The organism is Staphylococcus sp. GDY8P57P (assembly GCF_017892585.1).
In the GTDB taxonomy this organism is placed as follows: Bacteria; Bacillota; Bacilli; order Staphylococcales; family Staphylococcaceae; genus Staphylococcus; species Staphylococcus borealis.
This window is the reverse complement of sequence record NZ_JAESLK010000026.1, coordinates 1-18956: the sequence shown is the minus strand read 5'-3', so window position 1 is coordinate 18956 and position 18956 is coordinate 1. Positions and strand designations below refer to the sequence as shown.

Here is an 18956-nt window from a genome sequence, read left to right as displayed (position 1 = left end):
AATTAGATAAAATTAATTTGTTAAATTTTAAATATTACAAATAAAGGGGGAAAATGAATGAAAAAAATTATTAATGTTTTACTAATTGCGATACTATCCATCATATTTATTGGTTTAATATTGTTTGCAGTAAATTTTGCTAGAGATATGTGGAGTGACAACGATACTAAAACTACTAATAAATCTCATCAAGATACTTCTAAAAATAACAGCTCTACAAATTCTAGTAAATTAAACCAAGATAATGATTCAAACCTAATTACTAATAATGAAAATCAATCAGTTGAAGCAAATAACACTCAACAACAAACATCTAGTAATGAGCAAGACATTACTACAAACGATAAGACAACTAACATAAATAACAACTACAATGAAAACGCATATGAGAGACCAACTGATGAATTAGGACAGACTGGAGGAGCTCCTACTCCTGATAATATGAAAATAACACTATCTGAATTAAGGGACACTTTAAAAGATGTCTATGACAATCCTGAAGAATTAGATAAAAAAATGCAAGAAGCAAAAAAATCAGGTAGCTATATTGATGATGGAAGTGAAGACTAAAATTATGTAGTGGAGATGAAGGTGAGAAAGAACAATGAAAACGGCAATAAAGATATTAAGTGTATTAATTGTCTTAGCAATATTAGCTATTGCTGGTCTTTTTGGATATAGCAAAGTCAAGGAAATCGACGATTTGAAAAAACAACTTAATCAAAAACAAACAGAAAATACACATAAAGATACCACTTCAAATCAACAAATAAATCAATCTAATGGAAATACTATAGAAACTTCTACGGACGAAAATAATAATGATGTAGCAAGTAATGAAGCACATAACAATACGTCTAATACTAAAGTGAATCGTAATAATGTATTTGACTATGTCATAAAAGGAATTAATGACAGTGGCGGTGACGCTTCATTAATAAGGTTTCAGGAGCCAACTTATGATGCTAGTAGTGATACTTGGTCTATCGTTGCCAATAACAAATCTGGGGCTGGCGCAACCTATAAAATAAATGTAACTAGTACTGGACATGTAACAATGTATGAAGGTATAGATGATGATGTAGTAATCGATGAGGATGTTTCTTTAAATTAATTATTTACTCACTCTATTATTTATTTATCAAAATCATAAGGAGAAAAATGAATGAAAAAAATTATTAATATTCTATTAATTGCAATACTATCAATCATATTTATTGGTTTAGCACTATTTGTAGTAAATTTTGCTAAAGATACGTTCATCAATGACAACACAAAAGCTGATACTGTAAGTAAAAAACAAGATAAAGATAAGAAAGATGAGAATAAACCATCAAAATCTGATAAACAAAAAGATCTTGAATCTAATGAATCAAACCAAGATACTACTCAACAAACTACAAGTAACAACCAATCTCTAGAAACAAATTCACAAGAAGGTAATAATAAAAATGAATACACAAATGTAAATAACCAGAATAATAGTGAAGAAAGTAAGAAGAATGATGATCCAAATAATCTTCGCAGATTTGATAAAAATGGAGATGGGGTTATATCTGAAAGCGAAATGACTCCTGAAGCTACAAGATTAGCTAATGAAGGAAAATTTCAGCCTATTTCTGATAAAATGGCTGAATATGGTAGGCAAGAACTAGAAAAAAATAAAGATACTGGAATGACTCAAGAGGAATTAGATAATTTATCTGAAGATGAACAAGCATTCATAGGTTATAATCCAAACAATCCACGTGGAGATGTAGGTAGTCCTAAACCTGTATATTCAGATGATGATACCGACTCTAGTGAAGAAGATTAATAATACCAATTGTAATATTAACGAAGTGCCCTCAAGCGCTTCGTTTTTTCTTTCTTTAAAGTTTCTAACTAAGTTTAAGAATTCTCTTTATCAATTTCAATAACACTTATCTAATGAAACAGTCATTGTCGTAATTATTTTCATAACTACACGATGCTTATATTGAAATTGCTAAAGAACATCCCACGATGATTTTTTACCGGGAAATGAATGGGATTTGCAAATTCAAAGAAGCAGAAGGATTGTGCAAGCACAATCCCAAAATCCCGTTATTTTTTATAAATAAATAATATATATAAGGAAGCAGAGACCTCACCCTATCATCAATACTTATAAATAATGAGTTGATTGTTCGTCAAAATGAGTGGGATTCCGGGATTTCCTTGTTACACCAACGTTTGTAGCGGGTTTTTATATGGAATTTTCTCTTATTTCCACCGGGATTCGTAATAAATGACAAATCAAATATATATTATCCCAATGATGTATACCAACTACATCACTATCACACTATCTAGGAGGCAATGATATGAAAACAACCACTCAAGAACTCAAACAATATATAACTCGTCTATTCCAACTATCTAACAGCGAAACATGGGAATGTGAAGCACTTGAAGAAGCAGCAGAAAATATTCTACCGGAACGTTTTATTAATAATTCTCCACTTGCGCATCTTACACTTGAAACTTATACCTACTATAATGATGAGCTACATGAGCTAAGTATCTATCCATTTCTAATATACGCCAATAACCAACTCATCAGCATTGGTTATTTGGATCATTTTGATATGGACTTTTTATATCTCACAGATACTAAAAATACGATTATCGATGAACGTCATCTACTAAAAAAAGGAGGGAATAACCATGAATAATTGGATCAAAGTGGCACAAATATCTGTTACGATTATTAGCCAAGCAATTATCATTATGAAAGAAATTCAAGACGAGGTAAAATAACATGAAAATCAATCGATATATCACAAGAGGCATTAGTGAACACTTATCTCTAGACCTTCAAATCTTACTTTGGAACATGGTAAAAGAACGGGACAATCAACCTCAGACAGATTACCTACACATTTTTAAACTGCAAGAAGATGAGAATATACTCTCAATCACACATGAACAAGAACAACCTGCATACAAATTGGAATATCACTATACAAACTATGTAAAAAATCAAAATGCATTACCTAAGAAAGTCTACGTCATCCGAGAAGATGATGTAGACGTTTTTTATTATGTGATGCTTTTACCAGAAGAATACTAAAGGAAGTGATGATATATGAATACAATTAAAAGTACAATACACACAGAAGCTATATTCAGTAGTGATAAAAAACACCGCTACTTACTCAAGAAAACTTGGGATGAAAAGAAACCCGCTTGTACAGTGATAACGATGTATCCTCATTTAGATGGTGTATTATCACTCGATCTCACAACTGTTCTTATCCTCAACCAATTAGCTAATTCAGAACGATACGGTGCTGTATATCTTGTAAATCTATTCTCTAATATTAAAAGTCCAGAAAATCTCAAACATATCAACGAGCCATACGATGAGCACACAGACATTCACTTAATGAAAGCAATTAGTGAGAGTGACACAGTCATTCTAGCTTATGGTGCTTATGCGAAGCGACCAGTTGTTATCGACCGTGTCGAACAAGTGATGGAAATGTTAAAACCTCATAAAAAGAAAGTGAAAAAACTCATAAACCCAGTAACGAATGAAATTATGCATCCCCTCAACCCTAAAGCACGTCAAAAATGGACTTTGAAATAAAGGAGGATTATCTATGAACCATGAAACCACACAGTCAGACTGGCGAACGGTTGCTAATTGTTTAGCATCGCAAAATTATATATCAATAGTAAAAGGGCTAGTACATCATTTCGCAGCAATTGAAGATGAAGAAATATTGGATAACATCTATGATGATTTTATGAATGACGATACTATAACAATGGTACTTAATAATGGTTTACAAAACATTATTAATAAATATATAAATTAAAAATATTATCTAAAATAAGAGTAACTTTTATTCTATAAAGTTACTCTTATATAAAAATTAATTATCTAATAATGATTTTAGTTTTATAAGTTTTGCTTCATACTCATTTTTTAATTTTATATACATATCTTTTTCTAATAATTTAATATACTCCTCCATATAATTCGTGTCTATTTTTTCATTAAAAGTTGGTAAGGTAATACTTTCATTTTCAACCTTTCCATTCCAAGTAGCTAAGTATTCTCTAGAATATTTTGGATAAATGACAGTTTCTATTACCTGTCTTAAAAATAAATTAACTCTAAAACTAATATTTTCTTCTTTATACTTTATAAAATAACTCTCAGCCAAAATTCCAGTTTCTTCTTTTTGCGCATAAACTAAGCCTGCTGCTACAGCTCCATTATAAACTATTGATATTATATTAGAGTAAGTTGTAAAATCCTTTTTTTTGCCCCAATACATTATTCCATTGTCTCCAGATTTAGCATATACTAATGGAACTGAATACTCTAATGTTTTCACCTTAGAAACATCCTTATTTTTAGCATTCTTTCCTTTATATGGAGCACTCATTTTTTCAAAAATTTCTCTCATTTTATACTCTTTCCACTCTCCCCCTTTTTCTTCAAATTTTAATTCAAAATTTTTTATTTCTTTACTTTTTGAAATATTGTTATCTACATTTTTATTTACTTCCCACATTAAATAATTACTTAGACCATCAAACTGTTCATTATATTCTGGAATTCTATTGTAATTAATATGTTGATCAAAATTCCAATCTTTTCCACATGTTGATCCATCGATACTTATAGTGTCTTCAATATATTCGTTCTCACTAAATATAGATAAGTAATGTTTACCATACTTAACTAAGTTAACTAATTCTTCGTATCTTTCTAAGGCATTATCTACATCTTTTAAATTAGTACTTGATTTTCCCTTTTTTCTATTAGTTCTCTTATATCCATCATTTCTAAAATCGATAAATTTTACTGGATATTTTTCTTCATGCGGTTCATTCACCTTAAAAACATAAATAGCTGTTTGTACTGCAGATTTTCCTATAAATAAATCTGGTGGCATTTTTATAGAACATAATAAGGTATGTCTTTTTAAAATATTTTTATTAATTTCTGTAGCTCTACCACTTCCTGCTGTATCTTGTATAATTATTGATGCATAACCTGAATTCATCATATTTAATGCTTTTAATACAAAATTCATTCCATTTCCTTCAGCTGAATAAGGTGGATTTAATAAGAAAGCAGTAGCGGGGAATTTTTCTTCTTTTTGAGGATAACTGTAATTACCATTAAAATTAACTAATGAATCCTCATTCAAAATATTCGATGAACCATCACCCATTAAAATCATATTTAATATAGCTAACATATATATTTCAGGTAATATTTCTAATCCTAATAATTGATTAGCTTTGATTTCAACTTCTTTTATAGCTAATTCATCTGGTGAATTTATTTTTGCTCTAGCATCATTTAACATTTCATTCATAGCTGCTACTAATAATCCAGCTGATCCAGTAGCAAAATCCCATACATATGAGTCTTTGTTAATTCTTGCTAATTTAACCATTAATGTTGCAACGTAAGAAGGAGTTAGAACAACATCATTCCTTTTATCTTGTGAAAAGCCTAACCATGAATACATTTCATTAAATAACTTTCCTGTAAAATCTGTAGTTAAACCTATTTTATAATAGTAACCTAAGTCATCAACTATCTTAGTAAAGACTCTTTTAAGTTGTGTTTGTCCATCTTTAATTTTATTTACATTACCATTAATTAAAGTATTACTTAAGGAGTTAATAATTAATTCCTTTTTTTCTTCAGGTAAATTCTTTTCATTTAAAAATCCTTTTATTTTTCTTAATATTATTTCTCCATCGGTATTTCCTCTTTCTTGAGAAGATTTTAGTTCTTTTTTTTCTAAAGGTGCAACTTTCCCAGGTACTCCTAGAGTAGCTATAATACTAGCAGCAACTAAATTAACTCTATCTTTTTCCGACAAACCGTTTTCATTAATATAGATATCATTATTTAATTTTGATAATGAAGCATCAATTTCATTTTCTCTTTTTTCTTTTAAAACTTTTAATTCTTCAGGAGGAAGAGTGAGATTTTTAATTTTTTTTATAAATTCATCGAAATTTTCTTTCCTAAGAAATGAAAAATCTGTATATTCTCCCACCTTTTGACCTATACCTAAATTTTCTTTAGAGACAAAATAGGTTCCAATTTGAGTAATAATATTACCGTTAATATCTTTATATCCAGTCATTCCAATAGCAATAATATTTGTATATGCAGTATGATGAAGTAAAGCATTTGCATAATGAATTGCTCCATTAACAGCGTAATTTTTAATATTAGAATAATGAGGCGTATTATTATTTTTTAAATTTTGTATATTATTATCTCTGTCCTTTTTTTCTAGTTTACCTTTATATCCTTTATATTCTATTACTATTGGATAATAATCTAGGTTTTTGTCTTGTAACAATAGTTTTACATCTGGTCTATTAATACCTTTTCCACCAGACTTTGAAGCATATTCAGCTAAAGCTTTATCTATTTCCTCATTAAGATTTTCTTGTTCAAGTTTATAATTAAGACCATATTTTTTTAACCAATAATTTCCCTTCTCAGCAATATTTGGCTCTATAGACTTCAAATTAATTCCTCCTAAAAAAATTGTTTATATTTAATATATCAAATATACAATATCTACTCTAGAACGCATTTTCACGTATTATTAAAAAAATTTTTTTATAAATTATTTATTATTTAAATAATCATATAGACATAGTAGTTTACGATAGTCTGTACTTTCTTTACTTTTAAATACTAATAAATAGTTTTTCAATTCTTCTAAAGAGATATGCCTGTTGTATACATTATAAATCAAAGCATTCGTTTTATATGATCGAGCTATACGATCAGATTTTATTAAATCACAAATTGAATTAAATACGATTTTATGTTTAGGAGAAATTCTTTCCAAAGTACCTAGTAAATTATTTTTTTGTTGTTTCTTTAATTCTTCAGCGTGAGCAATTTTATTATTTATTTTACTAAATGCAAATATAGGAAAGTACTGTTGACTCTGAATTTTTAATTTATCTATTATGCTAAGAAGCTCTTTATTGTCTTCTTCTATTATTTTAAAATAATTAATCATTAATTCAGGAGTAGTTTGATAATCATAAGTGATAGTTTTTCTAGAACCTATAGCTAGTATTTTTTCATAATTTTGTAAAGTATCTATATCTTCAGTAATTGCTACTTTTATTTCGCCGCCACTATAAATATCTTTAACAATATTTTGAACTTTTCTTATATCCATTGCACTTACTGGTAGGTTTAGATTCGAAAGTTCTTTATATATAGAAATGTAATTATCTGTTTTAAGTTTATTAATTCTTATGAGCTTATTATTTTGTAAAGAAATATCATGTTCTACAACCTCATTATTAGTAGAACCTTCTTCATATTCTACTAATAGAAAATTTTTTCTTATTTTTTCAGCTTGGGCAGTGTTTGGTTCAACATATGCGAAAATAGTATCTAGTATCTTTTTGATATTTTCATCACTAACACTGTAACCTAAAAAAATGATTGGATTATGAATAAATAAAGATAAGAGTTGAGCTCGTATAAGTTCATATTTATTATTAAATTTAATATAATCTTCTTCAGTTACTATAATTTTTTGTGGCTTCGTAGTACAACCGTGAATTTTATACAATGAACCATATGGATTACTTAATAAAATATCATTGCCTATTAATGGATTAAATTCAAAAATTTCTTCTAAAAAACAATCATAATTTGTCGTAATAATTGAACCGATATTTTTCCTTGCTTTTTTTAATACTGCTAATTCTTCAGATACATCTTCTTTAATAGAAGCATTTCTAAATATGTGTGAAATATATATTTTAAATCTACTAATATTAAGATTATAATCTTTCATCATTTTATAAAATTCGTCATTAATCCATTTAAATTTACCACTTCTATCATTGGCTAACCTCTCATTAAATATTCTTTCAATTTCAGAACCAATTTTTGAATAATCGTATTCTCCCTCAAATTGATTTCTCGCTTTAATGTCAAAGTAATCTTCTTCTTCCAATCCGACATCTATCATAATTTTCATTAATAATGAATCCCAACTATGACTATTTTTAAGATATCTTAAACTTATACCTGTACCTACGAATAAGACTGGATGATTTTTATAATTACTTATAAATTCATTTATTTTCATATTTTTTCCTTTCTAAATTTATTAATAAAATTTATCTTTTATTAATATAATAAATTATTTATCAATAAAATTTTTACTATGCTTAAAATTTTGTTATGAAGCGGCTGAAAAAACCGCATCATTTATGATATGCTTCTGCTTATCAGGTAGTGATGCGGTTTTTATAATGAATATATTTTTAAGTAAATAATATAATCATTGTTGTACTAATTAGATTGATTTTAGTCCATACTATTTAAAGAAGCTTCATCAACTTGGTATGTGTTTTCAATTGATTGTACTTCACCATTCCCTTTATTCACAAAAATAGTAAAACCATTATCAGAGTTATCGTCATATACCAACTGCTCCTCTGTTTCTACAGTAGGATCTCCATGAAATTGTTTAAAATCAGATACTGAAATAGCTTCCGGTAAAATGTATACACTTGATACTGTACCGTCTATACCATAATATATGCCTATATTATGATATTTTTCTACATTACCAATATCCATAGAAATGGTATTATCAGGTTCTCCAAATTTTGATTTTATCTCGTGTTTGGACATTTTTAAATTATTTTAGAATAAATATAGAAAAGCGTGGCAAAATAGATTAATATAAAATTAAAATAATTAAAGAATGGGGATAATGGTGTGAAGAAAGTTTTCGCCAGTTTAGGCGTTATTTTATTAGTTGCAGTATTTGGAGTTTCTGTTGTATTTGCATATGGGAGTTACAAAGATTTAGAACTTAAAAAAGAAGAAGCTAAAGTAACTGAAAACAAACAAAAAGATAGTAAGAATAAAACTTCCAAAAAAGAACAACAAAATCAGACTATAAACCAAAAAGAAATTCAAGAACCAACAAACACAAATAATAACCAAGCTTATAATATTAATGAAGAATCTAATACTGATGAAGTTCGAACAACAGAAGATAGTGAAGAAATTAAAAAAACTGAGAACGGCATAGACTATACTGGTGAGTTTGATTCTCTTGAAGAAAAAGAAAAATTTGAAAAAGATGTAATGTCACAATCCGGAGGAGGGCCTAGCGAGAAGGAAGAAATAGATAAAAATTGGGATTCAGAAGCTGAATATGCTAAGCAACAAGAAGTATACAACAAAGCTGCTCGGGGAGAAATTCCTGAACCTGGAGAAACAGTAAAATAGAAGAGGATAATTATTTTTATAAAGGGAGTGTAAAATGAAAAAGATATTAACTGCGATGACAATAATTACAATCATCGGCATATTAGCAGCTGTTGGGTTTTTTGGATACAACAAATATCAGGAAGTAGAGTTAGAAAAAAATAAATTACAAGCTCAACAAAAAGAAAATGACGATAATAATTCACAAAATATTAGTGAAACAGTTAATAATGAGAGTCAATCGAATGAAGGTCAAAATAATAGTCAAGAGCAAGAGAATGAGGGTAGTCAAACAGTAAAAGTTCACGAAGGAAGTAGTGAAAGAACTACGGATAAAGATGAATTTTCTGATTTGAAAGTGAATAGAGATAATGTGTTTGATTACGTTATAGCAGCTGTTAATCAAACTGATGGCGGAGACGCTTCTCTTATAAAATTTCAACAACCAGAATTTTCAGCACAAGATGATGGCTTATGGAGAATAGCAGCAAATAATAAGAGTGGTCACGGTTCATATACCTTTATTGTAGATCAAGATGGAACTGTTCAAATTTGGGACGGCTTGATGAATGAAAAAATTGAAGAACAAAAAGTTACAATAGAATAAATTTTAAAAAGGGGAAAGTAAATGAAAGAAAACTATAAAAACTTTATCCAAATATTTACTAAAAGAAAAAGCATTTTAACTCAAAGTATTATTTTAATATGTATGACGTTTTTCTTGTTGAATAAACATAGTGCTAATGCATCTGAAATCATGCAAGAACAAGCAGAAAATATAAATAATCAAGAGACAAATACAAGTATAAAGAGCAACGATATTAAAACAGAAAATGTTCAAAACAAAGGTATAAAAACCAATACACAAAGCACATTGACAGAACCCCAAAATGAAAATCCCAAAGTTGATAATAATCAAAATGATAATTATTTAGCTAGTAAAAGTAAACAAGTGGTTCCACAAGAAAATAAAAGCAAAAACACTCTAGATTACAAAGGCGTCGTTGAAGATACAGATCATACTCAAGACAAAGTTATGGATTCTAAAAATCTAACACAAATTAAAAAACCTGAATCTATTACTACACAACAAATGAGTTCACCAAATCAACAGACATTATATAATGCTCAAGCCAAATCTAACCAAACTGATAATGAAACATTAGCTATACAGAAACAGCAACAATTAAATACAAATAGACTGAAAAACATAAAAGGCAACAGTACTTATAAAAATACTTATTATGATAAGAAATATGAAGGTATTTTAAGTATCGAAACGGACCGCATTAATTACAAACCTGGTGACACAGTTAAAATATATACTGAGCATAACAGGAACTTTACTAAACCTACTTATAGTGAAGCAATATTATATTCACATAGATCTAGTGGATGGTATATAGACGATCCACCATATCGTTTTGATAAAACTTCATTAGTTGGCAGAACGACATCATTTTATAAGAAAGCGAATGGTAATTGGGAATCTATCATAACTATTCAATTACCTGAGAAAATGGTAGATGATGCTTTTGATATTACAGTTAACAGCTGGAATGACATTGAGTCAGAATATACGAGATCATATAGTAATTCCAATGGTTTACTTATAAAAGTGTTAAATAACAATACATCCGATTTAGGAGAATATAGAGTAGAAGCGTTTGATGAATCAACTAAACCCAAACAAGAATTTAATGGTCCAAAAATCATTAAATACTACACAGATAAAAAAATTTATAATCCAAATGATATAGTAAAAATGACAATTGAAATGCAAGACAAGAATGATATCGCTTATGTCCAAGCTAAACTAAATACATTAGAACCCGATGTATATAAAGATGGCTCTCAAAAATATATTCCGATGACTTTTGCGAATTTCACAAGAGATATTAAACAAATAAGTAATGGAAACTGGCAAGCCATTATTGAATTCAAAATACCATCTTACATTAAAACAGGTGATATAATACTTGATGATATTGTAGCATCTGATAAGTTGGGTAATGATAATGAACTTGATTATGATTTTGATAAAAAATTATTTAAAGTTGAACGAACTGAAAATATAGCTTCATTCACAGTTGATACAATCGCAGATTTTTCAAAAGAAATAAGAGGAAAAGCTACATCTAATATGATGGTTTATGCATATGTAAATAATAAGCAAATAGGAAAAGCAAAAGTTACAGATGGTAAATATTTTATGAGTATTCCAAAACAAAAAGCAGGTACAAATATTCAAATATTTACAATTAATAAATACAATAAAAAGAGTAAGATTGTTACCAAAAAAGTTATAGATAGAACAGCACCTAAAACACCAACAATAAGCAAAATAACAACAAAATCTAAAGTTGTTAGTGGTAAAGGTGAAAAAAATTCAATTGTCTATATCTATAGAGGATCAACCAAAATTGGACAAGCAACTGTAGATACAAAAGGTAATTATAAACTCAATATTAAACCACAGAAAAAAGGTACTAAATTAACAATATACAGTGTAGATAAAGCAAAAAATAAAAGTAAAAAGCTGTATGTAAAGGTACCTTAAAACATACTCTTAATAGGGTTATATAATAAATAATAGAACGTGTGTAATAAAAATGCGGTTAGAAAATTGAAATATTTCTCTAACCGCGTTTTTTATATTTTTTTGGTACTCATCTTTATTGTTTACATAATAGGTCTTTATCAGCCTAACAGTATATTGGGTGATAACTTGTTCGATTTCTTCTTCACTTAAGTACTTTTATTCTATTTTCAGTTATGATGCCTTTCTGCGCATCGGCCAATGATGAGGTTTTCAATTCATATATTACTTTATTATATATTAAGCGTATAAAGTACACAAAACAAGAACGAACGTTCTCTTTATTGCTGTTAATTCTACTTTATAATATAAATAAAGTAAACATAACCAATAAAGCAAGTTTGAAAGGACAATCACTTTGAATTTTGAAAATTACAAATATTTTACTGGAAAAGATTTAATGAAGGAATGTAACTTGAGTGAAAAAATGATTAAGAATAGTATGGATAAACTTGAACGAGTTTATAAGTTAGATATAAATAGGTACAAATCAAATCCATCAGCAACCAATAGCGGTTACAGTTTTAACTTATTTGAATTAGAATTATTTAAAATTTTGCTAAATACTATTGACGACTTTCCTGTTCCTACATCTGCTAAAAAATTTGATGACATAGATTTAAGAGAGGAGGCATTAAAGAAAAATAATAGTCAATTTATTAGCTATATTACTAATATCAGCGATTCAATTGATAATATTAAAAATGATGCATTAAAAGCGCAAATTTATGCATCTGAAAACTATTCTTTTACTTTAGAATGGCTTAGTGCTCAGTCAAAGTGTAATGATGCATTGTCTTCATTTTTTAATTATACAAATTCTCTAGATTTAGATAAGAGTTCAAAATTATATAGAAAATTAGCCCATAGAATTGACGAGTTACTGTTTGAAACATTAATGGAAGATAATATGACATTTGATAATGACTTCAATTTCAAGCAATTATATAAAGCTCATCAATATAATAAAGAAAACAATCCCGAAAATTTTATTATATACAACCAAGTAGAACCTGATGATTCCAAGTATTCGAATGTAAAGCATGAAGTAGCTAGATATATATCAAATGAACCAAGTATAGATGAGTATAGTGAACGTACTGATAACAAATTATTAGATTTTTTCATTATTGATATATTAAACAAACTCTACCTTCCAAGTTTAAATAAAAGAATCAATCATAAAATTGTAACTTATGATATACAAAATGATGATGAATCGAAAATCCGTGAAAAATTAAGAAAAAAAGAAATTGTAAAATATCCATTCAATGTTAATGGATACTTTCTCGGTATTGAAAACGACTTATTTTCTAACTATCAAAGAATTATTAATACTATAAATCAATATAAAAACAGCACTTTTGATTTACAAAATTTTGAATCACGTCTAGACAATATAATAAATAGCTCCAAGCCATTAATATCAAACGATAAGTTTTTCCATATTTATAAAGAATTTTATTTGTCATTATCTAAATTTTCTAACCTATTTTATACTAATCGCCAATCTTATATTGATGATGGTATGAGTCCAAATCAAGTAGAGAGCTTCTTAAATGACTTGTATCGAATTCATCTTTTATTAGATAAATATTCATTTAATGAAGATATTGAGCCACTTTCAAAAATAAACATTACCGAATTAACGAACGCTTTCCACTTATTTGAAGAAATAAAATCTACTCAAATTAAAGACGAAATCGTCAGTAAACAAGTCAATGATTTATCTAGTTGGTCTATCGCAAAAACTCTAAGTGAAACCTTAGACAATTTAAAATTTGAATAGCACTACCAAAGGAGGTCGTCCATTTTTTTTGTTTATGGACGACCTCCTTATTTGCCTTTAATTCTCCTTTAATATGTATTTAGCAACACAAATTTAATGCTTATATAGCAAAGGAGAGATTAATTATGAGTAACAACATATTCAAGCAATATCCATATTTTTTAAATTCAAATGGCTTTTATGAAGTGATTCCACCTAAAAGTAACAATGATGTAGAAAAAATCATTCAATTGTCTAGTCCCATCATTATTGAAAATAAATTTCTCGACCCATCTACAGGGGTTGAGAAGTTAATTATTACAGATGGAAAAAATATTGAACGTATTGAAGCATCAGATATCTTAACATCTTTCAAGCTACCTGGATTGATTAAGTACGGCTTCAACATCAATGAACGGTACATTAAATCATTAAGCTATGCGTTACAATCGATGCGCCAGTCACTTCCATTATCTAAATTATATACCGGCGTAGGTGTATTACAGTCTGATGATGAAGGTATGGTCATTTCATTGGATAAACCATACTTTTCAAAAGAAATAGAGCAATCTCAAGCTAATGAAATCATTTGTGAAACACACTATGATTTACAACCAAAAGGTACTTTCAAAGGCTGGTGGGAGATGTACTTAAAACAAGTTAAAGGGAACTTACTACTAGAACTTGCAGTAGTATTTGCTGCTTCTTCATTAGTTACTGCGTTCCTAAAAGCAAGACATGAGGTCGAGTTTGCGGGAACCATATTCTCATTTATGGGAAATTCAAGCACAGGTAAATCGACTGCAGCTGCTTTAGCTGTTTCAATAGCCGGCAACCCTACTAAAGGTAGTAATACCCTGTTTAGATCATGGAATGGTACTAGAAACGCGCTTGAAGGATATTTAAGTAGTAACTTTGGTGTGCCTATCGTATTAGATGAATTGTCAGCTGCAACCTTCAAAGACACTACTGGATTGTTGTACAGTTTGGCAGAGGGACAAGGCCGACAACGCTCTAATATTGATGGTAATGTCAAAGCACTCAAAAATTGGGGCACCACAGTGATAAGTACCGCAGAACACAGTATTTTAAATGATAGTGCACGTAATGATGGTTTGAACGTCCGTACGATTGAAATATCTGAAGCCTTTACAACAAGTGCTGACAATGCAGATGCAATTAAAAGGGCTACATCGGTCAATTATGGCCATATAATGCCATTAGTAGCTGAATATCTTTTAAAACGTGAAGACGAAGTAATTAAATGGTTTCATGCGAAACATGATTGGTTCAAAAACCAACTAAAAAATGAAACGAGTAATACTGGTATACGTATGTTCAAGCGCTATGCCACCATTACGACTTCAGCACGAATATTAGAACGTGTAATCGCAACTCCTATCGATTTGGATGCAGTTAGAGAATATCTAGTTAGTTATCATGTAGATTCCGTAAGTGAGCGCAGTTTGGGAGCCAAGGCGATTGATAGTGTAGTTCAGTTCGTGGCACGCAATCGTAGTAAGTTTGCGGAAAATGAAAAACTCTCCAAAATGACTGAAAATTATGGCCTTATTGAGCTGAAAGACGATCACATTCAAGTCAAGATGCTTAAAGATGTTTTTAAACATATGTTAGAAGAAAACCAATACCAAGATGTAAAAAATGTAATAGATAGTTTAAGAGCAGAAGGATATATCCAGATGGATTCCGATCGGATAGCTATCAAACGTAATGTCAAAGATACTCAAGGCAAAACAAAAACGATCTTGTTCTACCATCTTATATTGCCTAGTGAGTTTGCATCTGTTCTCGGTTTAAGCTCAAATTCTGAACCATACACACCTCAATTTGATGGTAATACAAATCCAGATTTGCTTAATAACTTTATGAAACAAGCAAAAGAAAAAGAAGCAAATGATGATTTAGACCTATAAATTTGAATATTATACCGCTACAACGCGCTATGCGTTGTAGCTCATTAAATTAATCGGAGGCATAAAAATGAAAACAAACGTCAACTTATTAAATTACACAATTACTTCAGTAGAAGTCGATGATCATCAAAAATCTATTGTCGTTAATTATATCGACAGATACTACCATATGCAACAATATGTATTAACTGAAACGGAACAGAAGCTACTAAAATTTTATCACTTGTACCCTGAATTCATAAATGAAAAAGAGATAACTGAACATATTGTTCCAAGTATACGGAGTGAACGAATAACAATGCAACATGTTATCAATTCAATATAATTTGATATTTGGAGGTTGAACCATATGGACGAATTAATCACATTACTCGCTGATTTAGTGATTGAAGAAATCAATAGCACTGATGACTAATCATATCGCCCAACACCTGACTGGTGTTGGGCTCATCTATAAATTCGTTCATAAATATATATTATCACTTTGAAAGGAGGAAACACGATGAAACAAGCTATTGGTTATTTACGCCAAAGTACAATCAAACAACAATCACTCACTGCACAGAAACAAACTATCCAAACACTCGCTAAAAAATACAATATCCAACACATCACCTTTTATAGTGATAAGCAATCAGGCAGAACGGATAACCGAACAGGCTATCAACAAGTCATCGAAAGCATTAAACAAAGACAATGTGACGTATTATGTTGTTATCGCTTGAATCGACTGCATCGTAATTTGAAAAATGCATTAAAACTTATGAAACTGTGTCAAAAGTATCATGTTCATATTCTAAGTATTCATGATGGCTATTTTGATATGGATAAAGCGTTTGATCGCCTAAAACTTAATATATTCATAAGTCTCGCAGAATTAGAGTCCGATAATATTGGTGAACAAGTCAAAAATGGTCTTAAAGAAAAAGCTAGACAAGGTAAACTCATCACGACACATGCACCATTTGGTTATACCTATCGCAATGGCACATTCACAATTAATCAAGATGAAGCACCAACGGTAAAGGCAATATTCCATTACTACCTACAAGGCTATGGTTATAAGAAAATTGCGCAATACCTAGAAACAGATGATAAATGTATTAATCGTAAACCCTACCAAGTACGCGCTATTATCACGAATCCTAATTATTGTGGTCGCGTTATCAATCAATATGGACAATATGACAACATGTTCCCATCTATTGTTTCGATCAGTATATACGAACAAGCTCAAGCAATACGGGTAAATAAACAAGTTCAGCGCACGCCTTCTGCTAATTTACTCAAACAAAAAATCAAATGTCCGTGTTGTGGCTCAACACTCACAAATATGACCATTAGAAAAAAGAACCATACATTACGTTATTACGTCTGTCCTCAAAATTTGAATGCATCTCGTTTTGTCTGTGAATTCAAGGGTATCAACGCACAAGAATTAGAAACAAGTGTCTTAACGACTTGTCAGGACTTCTTTCAAAATCAACAGCTCTATTCAAAAATAAACCATACTATTCAACAACGACTCAAAAGACAAAGGATGCATGATACTAGTAACACATTAACTCAGGAAAAGCTTATTGAAAATTTAGCACAAGGAAAAATTGATGTAGAAACATTCAGAGAACAGTCCCAATCAATTAATCTACAGAATAAACCTATACAAGCAATAAGTGATATTCGTATAAAAGCATCACTACAAAAGGTTATACAGAAAAGTTTCACGTTAAACATGCTGCATCCCTATATTGATGAAATTCATATCACAAAAAGTAAAACACTAATGGGTATCTATTTCAAAAATGAACCCTTAAACATCGTCAATCAAAAAACACAATCATCGATTGCTTAATCAGAAAGGATGAAAAAATCATGCAACAACTCAAACAAAAACGTGTCGCTATCTATGTTCGTGTATCAACGGAAATCCAAAGTACTGAAGGCTACTCGATAACAGGCCAGATCAATCAGATTGAAGAATACTGTCAATTTAATAACTTCAAAGTGGTAGATGTGTACGCAGATCGTGGTATTTCCGGAAAATCTATGAACCGCCCTGCACTACAACGTATGTTAGAAGACGCTAAAAATGGTCACATCGATTGTGTCATGGTCTACAAAACAAATCGATTAGCACGTAATACATCAGACTTGCTCAAAATTGTCGAGGATTTGCATAAACAGAACGTCGAATTTTTCAGTTTGTCTGAACGTATGGAAGTCAACACTTCTTCTGGTAAACTCATGTTACAAATACTTGCGAGCTTCTCTGAATTCGAACGCAATAACATTGTCGAGAATGTATTCATGGGACAAACCAGACGTGCACAAGAAGGCTATTATCAAGGGAATTTGCCACTAGGATATGACAAAATACCTGATAATAAACACGAACTGATGATTAATCAACATGAAGCGAATATCGTGAAATATATATTCGAATCTTATGCCAAAGGACATGGTTATCGTAAAATTGCCAATGCCCTCAATCACAAAGGATATGTTACTAAAAAAGGTAATCCTTTTAGCATCAATTCAATAACCTATATCTTAGTCAATCCATTCTACATTGGTAAAATTCAATTTGCGAAGTATAAAGATTGGAATGAAAAGCGTCGTAAAGGACTGAATGATAAACCTATTATAGCTGATGGTAAACACCCTCCTATTATTAGTCAAGAATTATGGGATAAAGTCCAATCACGCAAAAAACAGGTCAGTCAAAAACCTCAAGTTCATGGAAAAGGAACCAATCTATTAACAGGTATCGTTCATTGTCCGCAATGCGGAGCCCCTATGGCGGCAAGTAATACCACTAATACACTCAAAGATGGAACTAAGAAACGTATTCGCTATTATTCTTGTAGTAACTTCCGAAACAAAGGCTCAAAAGTATGTTCTGCTAATAGCGTTAGAGCAGATGTCATTGAGAAATACGTTATGGATCAAATACTCGAAATAGTCAAAAGTGATAAAGTTATCAAACAAGTTGTCGAACGTGTTAATCAAGAAAATCAAGTCGATGTAGCTGCGCTCAATCATGATATTGCTTATAAACAACAACAATTTGATGAAATTAACACTAAACTTAAAAATCTAGTTCAAACCATCGAAGACAATCCAGACTTAACATCTGCACTCAAACCAACCATTCATCAATATGAAACACAACTCAATGACATTACAAATCAAATGAATCAGCTCAAGCACCAACAAAATCAAGAGAAACCATCTTATAATACGAAACAAATCGCTGCCCTATTACAACGAATATTTCAAAATATAGAATCCATGGATAAATCACAGCTCAAAGCTTTGTACCTAACGGTTATTGACCGTATTGATATTCGTAAAGATGAGAATCATAAAAAACAATTC

General features: G+C 29.9%; 18 protein-coding genes. 15 read left to right on the top strand and 3 right to left on the bottom strand.

Annotated elements, in window-relative coordinates:
- The first annotated feature begins 57 nt into the window (after positions 1-57).
- From KA878_RS09860 to KA878_RS09830, 7 genes are all read left to right on the top strand, one after another.
- Positions 58-570, top strand: a complete 513-nt coding sequence (locus KA878_RS09860) for a hypothetical protein (protein ID WP_002505022.1) — start codon at positions 58-60, stop codon at positions 568-570.
- A gap of 34 nt (positions 571-604) precedes the next feature.
- Positions 605-1114, top strand: coding sequence for a hypothetical protein (locus tag KA878_RS09855; protein ID WP_002505021.1), 510 nt, complete (start codon positions 605-607; stop codon positions 1112-1114).
- Positions 1115-1165: 51 nt separating this feature from the next.
- The gene (locus tag KA878_RS09850; protein ID WP_104993106.1) at positions 1166-1816 is read left to right on the top strand and encodes a hypothetical protein; all 651 of its coding nucleotides are present in this window, start codon (positions 1166-1168) and stop codon (positions 1814-1816) included.
- A 529-nt stretch (positions 1817-2345) separates the two neighbouring features.
- The gene (locus KA878_RS09845; protein ID WP_193839836.1) at positions 2346-2696 is read left to right on the top strand and encodes an SAUGI family uracil-DNA glycosylase inhibitor; all 351 of its coding nucleotides are present in this window, start codon (positions 2346-2348) and stop codon (positions 2694-2696) included.
- A gap of 86 nt (positions 2697-2782) precedes the next feature.
- Positions 2783-3094, top strand: a complete 312-nt coding sequence (locus KA878_RS09840) for a DUF960 family protein (protein WP_193839835.1) — start codon at positions 2783-2785, stop codon at positions 3092-3094.
- Between the two features lie 15 nt (positions 3095-3109).
- Positions 3110-3613 (top strand): DUF1643 domain-containing protein, encoded by a 504-nt coding sequence (locus KA878_RS09835; RefSeq protein ID WP_193839834.1) that lies wholly within the window; start codon positions 3110-3112, stop codon positions 3611-3613.
- 13 nt (positions 3614-3626) lie between these two features.
- Positions 3627-3845 carry a hypothetical protein gene (locus KA878_RS09830; RefSeq protein ID WP_193839833.1) on the top strand — a complete coding sequence of 73 codons (219 nt, stop codon included), beginning with the start codon at positions 3627-3629 and terminating at the stop codon, positions 3843-3845.
- A 57-nt stretch (positions 3846-3902) separates the two neighbouring features.
- On the opposite strand, the gene KA878_RS09825 is transcribed toward KA878_RS09830, so the two are convergent.
- The 3 genes from KA878_RS09825 to KA878_RS09815 all read right to left on the bottom strand — a co-directional run bounded on the left by KA878_RS09825 (position 3903) and on the right by KA878_RS09815 (position 8692).
- Complete coding sequence (locus KA878_RS09825; protein WP_210142149.1) at positions 3903-6542, bottom strand: HsdM family class I SAM-dependent methyltransferase; 2640 nt, start codon at positions 6540-6542, stop codon at positions 3903-3905.
- A gap of 102 nt (positions 6543-6644) precedes the next feature.
- The gene (locus KA878_RS09820) at positions 6645-8141 is read right to left on the bottom strand and encodes an SIR2 family protein (protein ID WP_193839832.1); all 1497 of its coding nucleotides are present in this window, start codon (positions 8139-8141) and stop codon (positions 6645-6647) included.
- 221 nt (positions 8142-8362) lie between these two features.
- The gene (locus tag KA878_RS09815; RefSeq protein WP_210135616.1) at positions 8363-8692 is read right to left on the bottom strand and encodes a hypothetical protein; all 330 of its coding nucleotides are present in this window, start codon (positions 8690-8692) and stop codon (positions 8363-8365) included.
- Between the two features lie 87 nt (positions 8693-8779).
- On the opposite strand from KA878_RS09815, the gene KA878_RS09810 reads away from it, so the two are divergent.
- The 8 genes from KA878_RS09810 to ccrB all read left to right on the top strand — a co-directional run.
- On the top strand, positions 8780-9298 hold the full coding sequence (locus tag KA878_RS09810) for a hypothetical protein (protein WP_107607365.1): 519 nt from the start codon (positions 8780-8782) through the stop codon (positions 9296-9298).
- Between the two features lie 34 nt (positions 9299-9332).
- A complete protein-coding gene (locus tag KA878_RS14345; protein WP_240564014.1) occupies positions 9333-9884 on the top strand; it encodes a hypothetical protein in 552 nt (183 codons plus the stop codon).
- A gap of 21 nt (positions 9885-9905) precedes the next feature.
- Complete coding sequence (locus KA878_RS09800; RefSeq protein WP_210135617.1) at positions 9906-11837, top strand: Ig-like domain-containing protein; 1932 nt, start codon at positions 9906-9908, stop codon at positions 11835-11837.
- 397 nt (positions 11838-12234) lie between these two features.
- On the top strand, positions 12235-13665 hold the full coding sequence (locus KA878_RS09795) for a DUF6038 family protein (RefSeq protein ID WP_210142148.1): 1431 nt from the start codon (positions 12235-12237) through the stop codon (positions 13663-13665).
- 125 nt (positions 13666-13790) lie between these two features.
- Positions 13791-15578, top strand: a complete 1788-nt coding sequence (cch1, locus tag KA878_RS09790) for a cassette chromosome replicative helicase (RefSeq protein WP_210142147.1) — start codon at positions 13791-13793, stop codon at positions 15576-15578.
- 67 nt (positions 15579-15645) lie between these two features.
- Positions 15646-15903: a hypothetical protein gene (locus KA878_RS09785; protein WP_210142145.1), complete on the top strand. Its 258-nt coding sequence runs from the start codon at positions 15646-15648 to the stop codon at positions 15901-15903.
- A gap of 177 nt (positions 15904-16080) precedes the next feature.
- Positions 16081-17430: a cassette chromosome recombinase CcrA gene (gene ccrA / locus KA878_RS09780; RefSeq protein WP_210142143.1), complete on the top strand. Its 1350-nt coding sequence runs from the start codon at positions 16081-16083 to the stop codon at positions 17428-17430.
- 20 nt (positions 17431-17450) lie between these two features.
- Positions 17451-18956: cassette chromosome recombinase CcrB (ccrB, locus tag KA878_RS09775; protein ID WP_210142141.1), on the top strand; the 1506-nt coding region annotated here is incomplete at its 3' end.

Excerpts from the sequence above, each read along its gene's own strand:
- KA878_RS14345 (WP_240564014.1), top strand. The coding sequence starts at position 9,333 with ATGAAAAAGATATTAACTGCGATGACAATAATTACAATCATCGGCATA.
- KA878_RS09840 (WP_193839835.1), top strand. The coding sequence starts at position 2,783 with ATGAAAATCAATCGATATATCACAAGAGGCATTAGTGAACACTTATCT.
- KA878_RS09845 (WP_193839836.1), top strand. The coding sequence starts at position 2,346 with ATGAAAACAACCACTCAAGAACTCAAACAATATATAACTCGTCTATTC.
- KA878_RS09815 (WP_210135616.1), bottom strand. The coding sequence starts at position 8,692 with ATGTCCAAACACGAGATAAAATCAAAATTTGGAGAACCTGATAATACC.
- cch1 (WP_210142147.1), top strand. The coding sequence starts at position 13,791 with ATGAGTAACAACATATTCAAGCAATATCCATATTTTTTAAATTCAAAT.
- KA878_RS09820 (WP_193839832.1), bottom strand. The coding sequence starts at position 8,141 with ATGAAAATAAATGAATTTATAAGTAATTATAAAAATCATCCAGTCTTA.
- KA878_RS09850 (WP_104993106.1), top strand. The coding sequence starts at position 1,166 with ATGAAAAAAATTATTAATATTCTATTAATTGCAATACTATCAATCATA.
- KA878_RS09830 (WP_193839833.1), top strand. The coding sequence starts at position 3,627 with ATGAACCATGAAACCACACAGTCAGACTGGCGAACGGTTGCTAATTGT.
- ccrA (WP_210142143.1), top strand. The coding sequence starts at position 16,081 with ATGAAACAAGCTATTGGTTATTTACGCCAAAGTACAATCAAACAACAA.
- KA878_RS09860 (WP_002505022.1), top strand. The coding sequence starts at position 58 with ATGAAAAAAATTATTAATGTTTTACTAATTGCGATACTATCCATCATA.
- KA878_RS09800 (WP_210135617.1), top strand. The coding sequence starts at position 9,906 with ATGAAAGAAAACTATAAAAACTTTATCCAAATATTTACTAAAAGAAAA.
- KA878_RS09855 (WP_002505021.1), top strand. The coding sequence starts at position 605 with ATGAAAACGGCAATAAAGATATTAAGTGTATTAATTGTCTTAGCAATA.
- KA878_RS09785 (WP_210142145.1), top strand. The coding sequence starts at position 15,646 with ATGAAAACAAACGTCAACTTATTAAATTACACAATTACTTCAGTAGAA.
- KA878_RS09835 (WP_193839834.1), top strand. The coding sequence starts at position 3,110 with ATGAATACAATTAAAAGTACAATACACACAGAAGCTATATTCAGTAGT.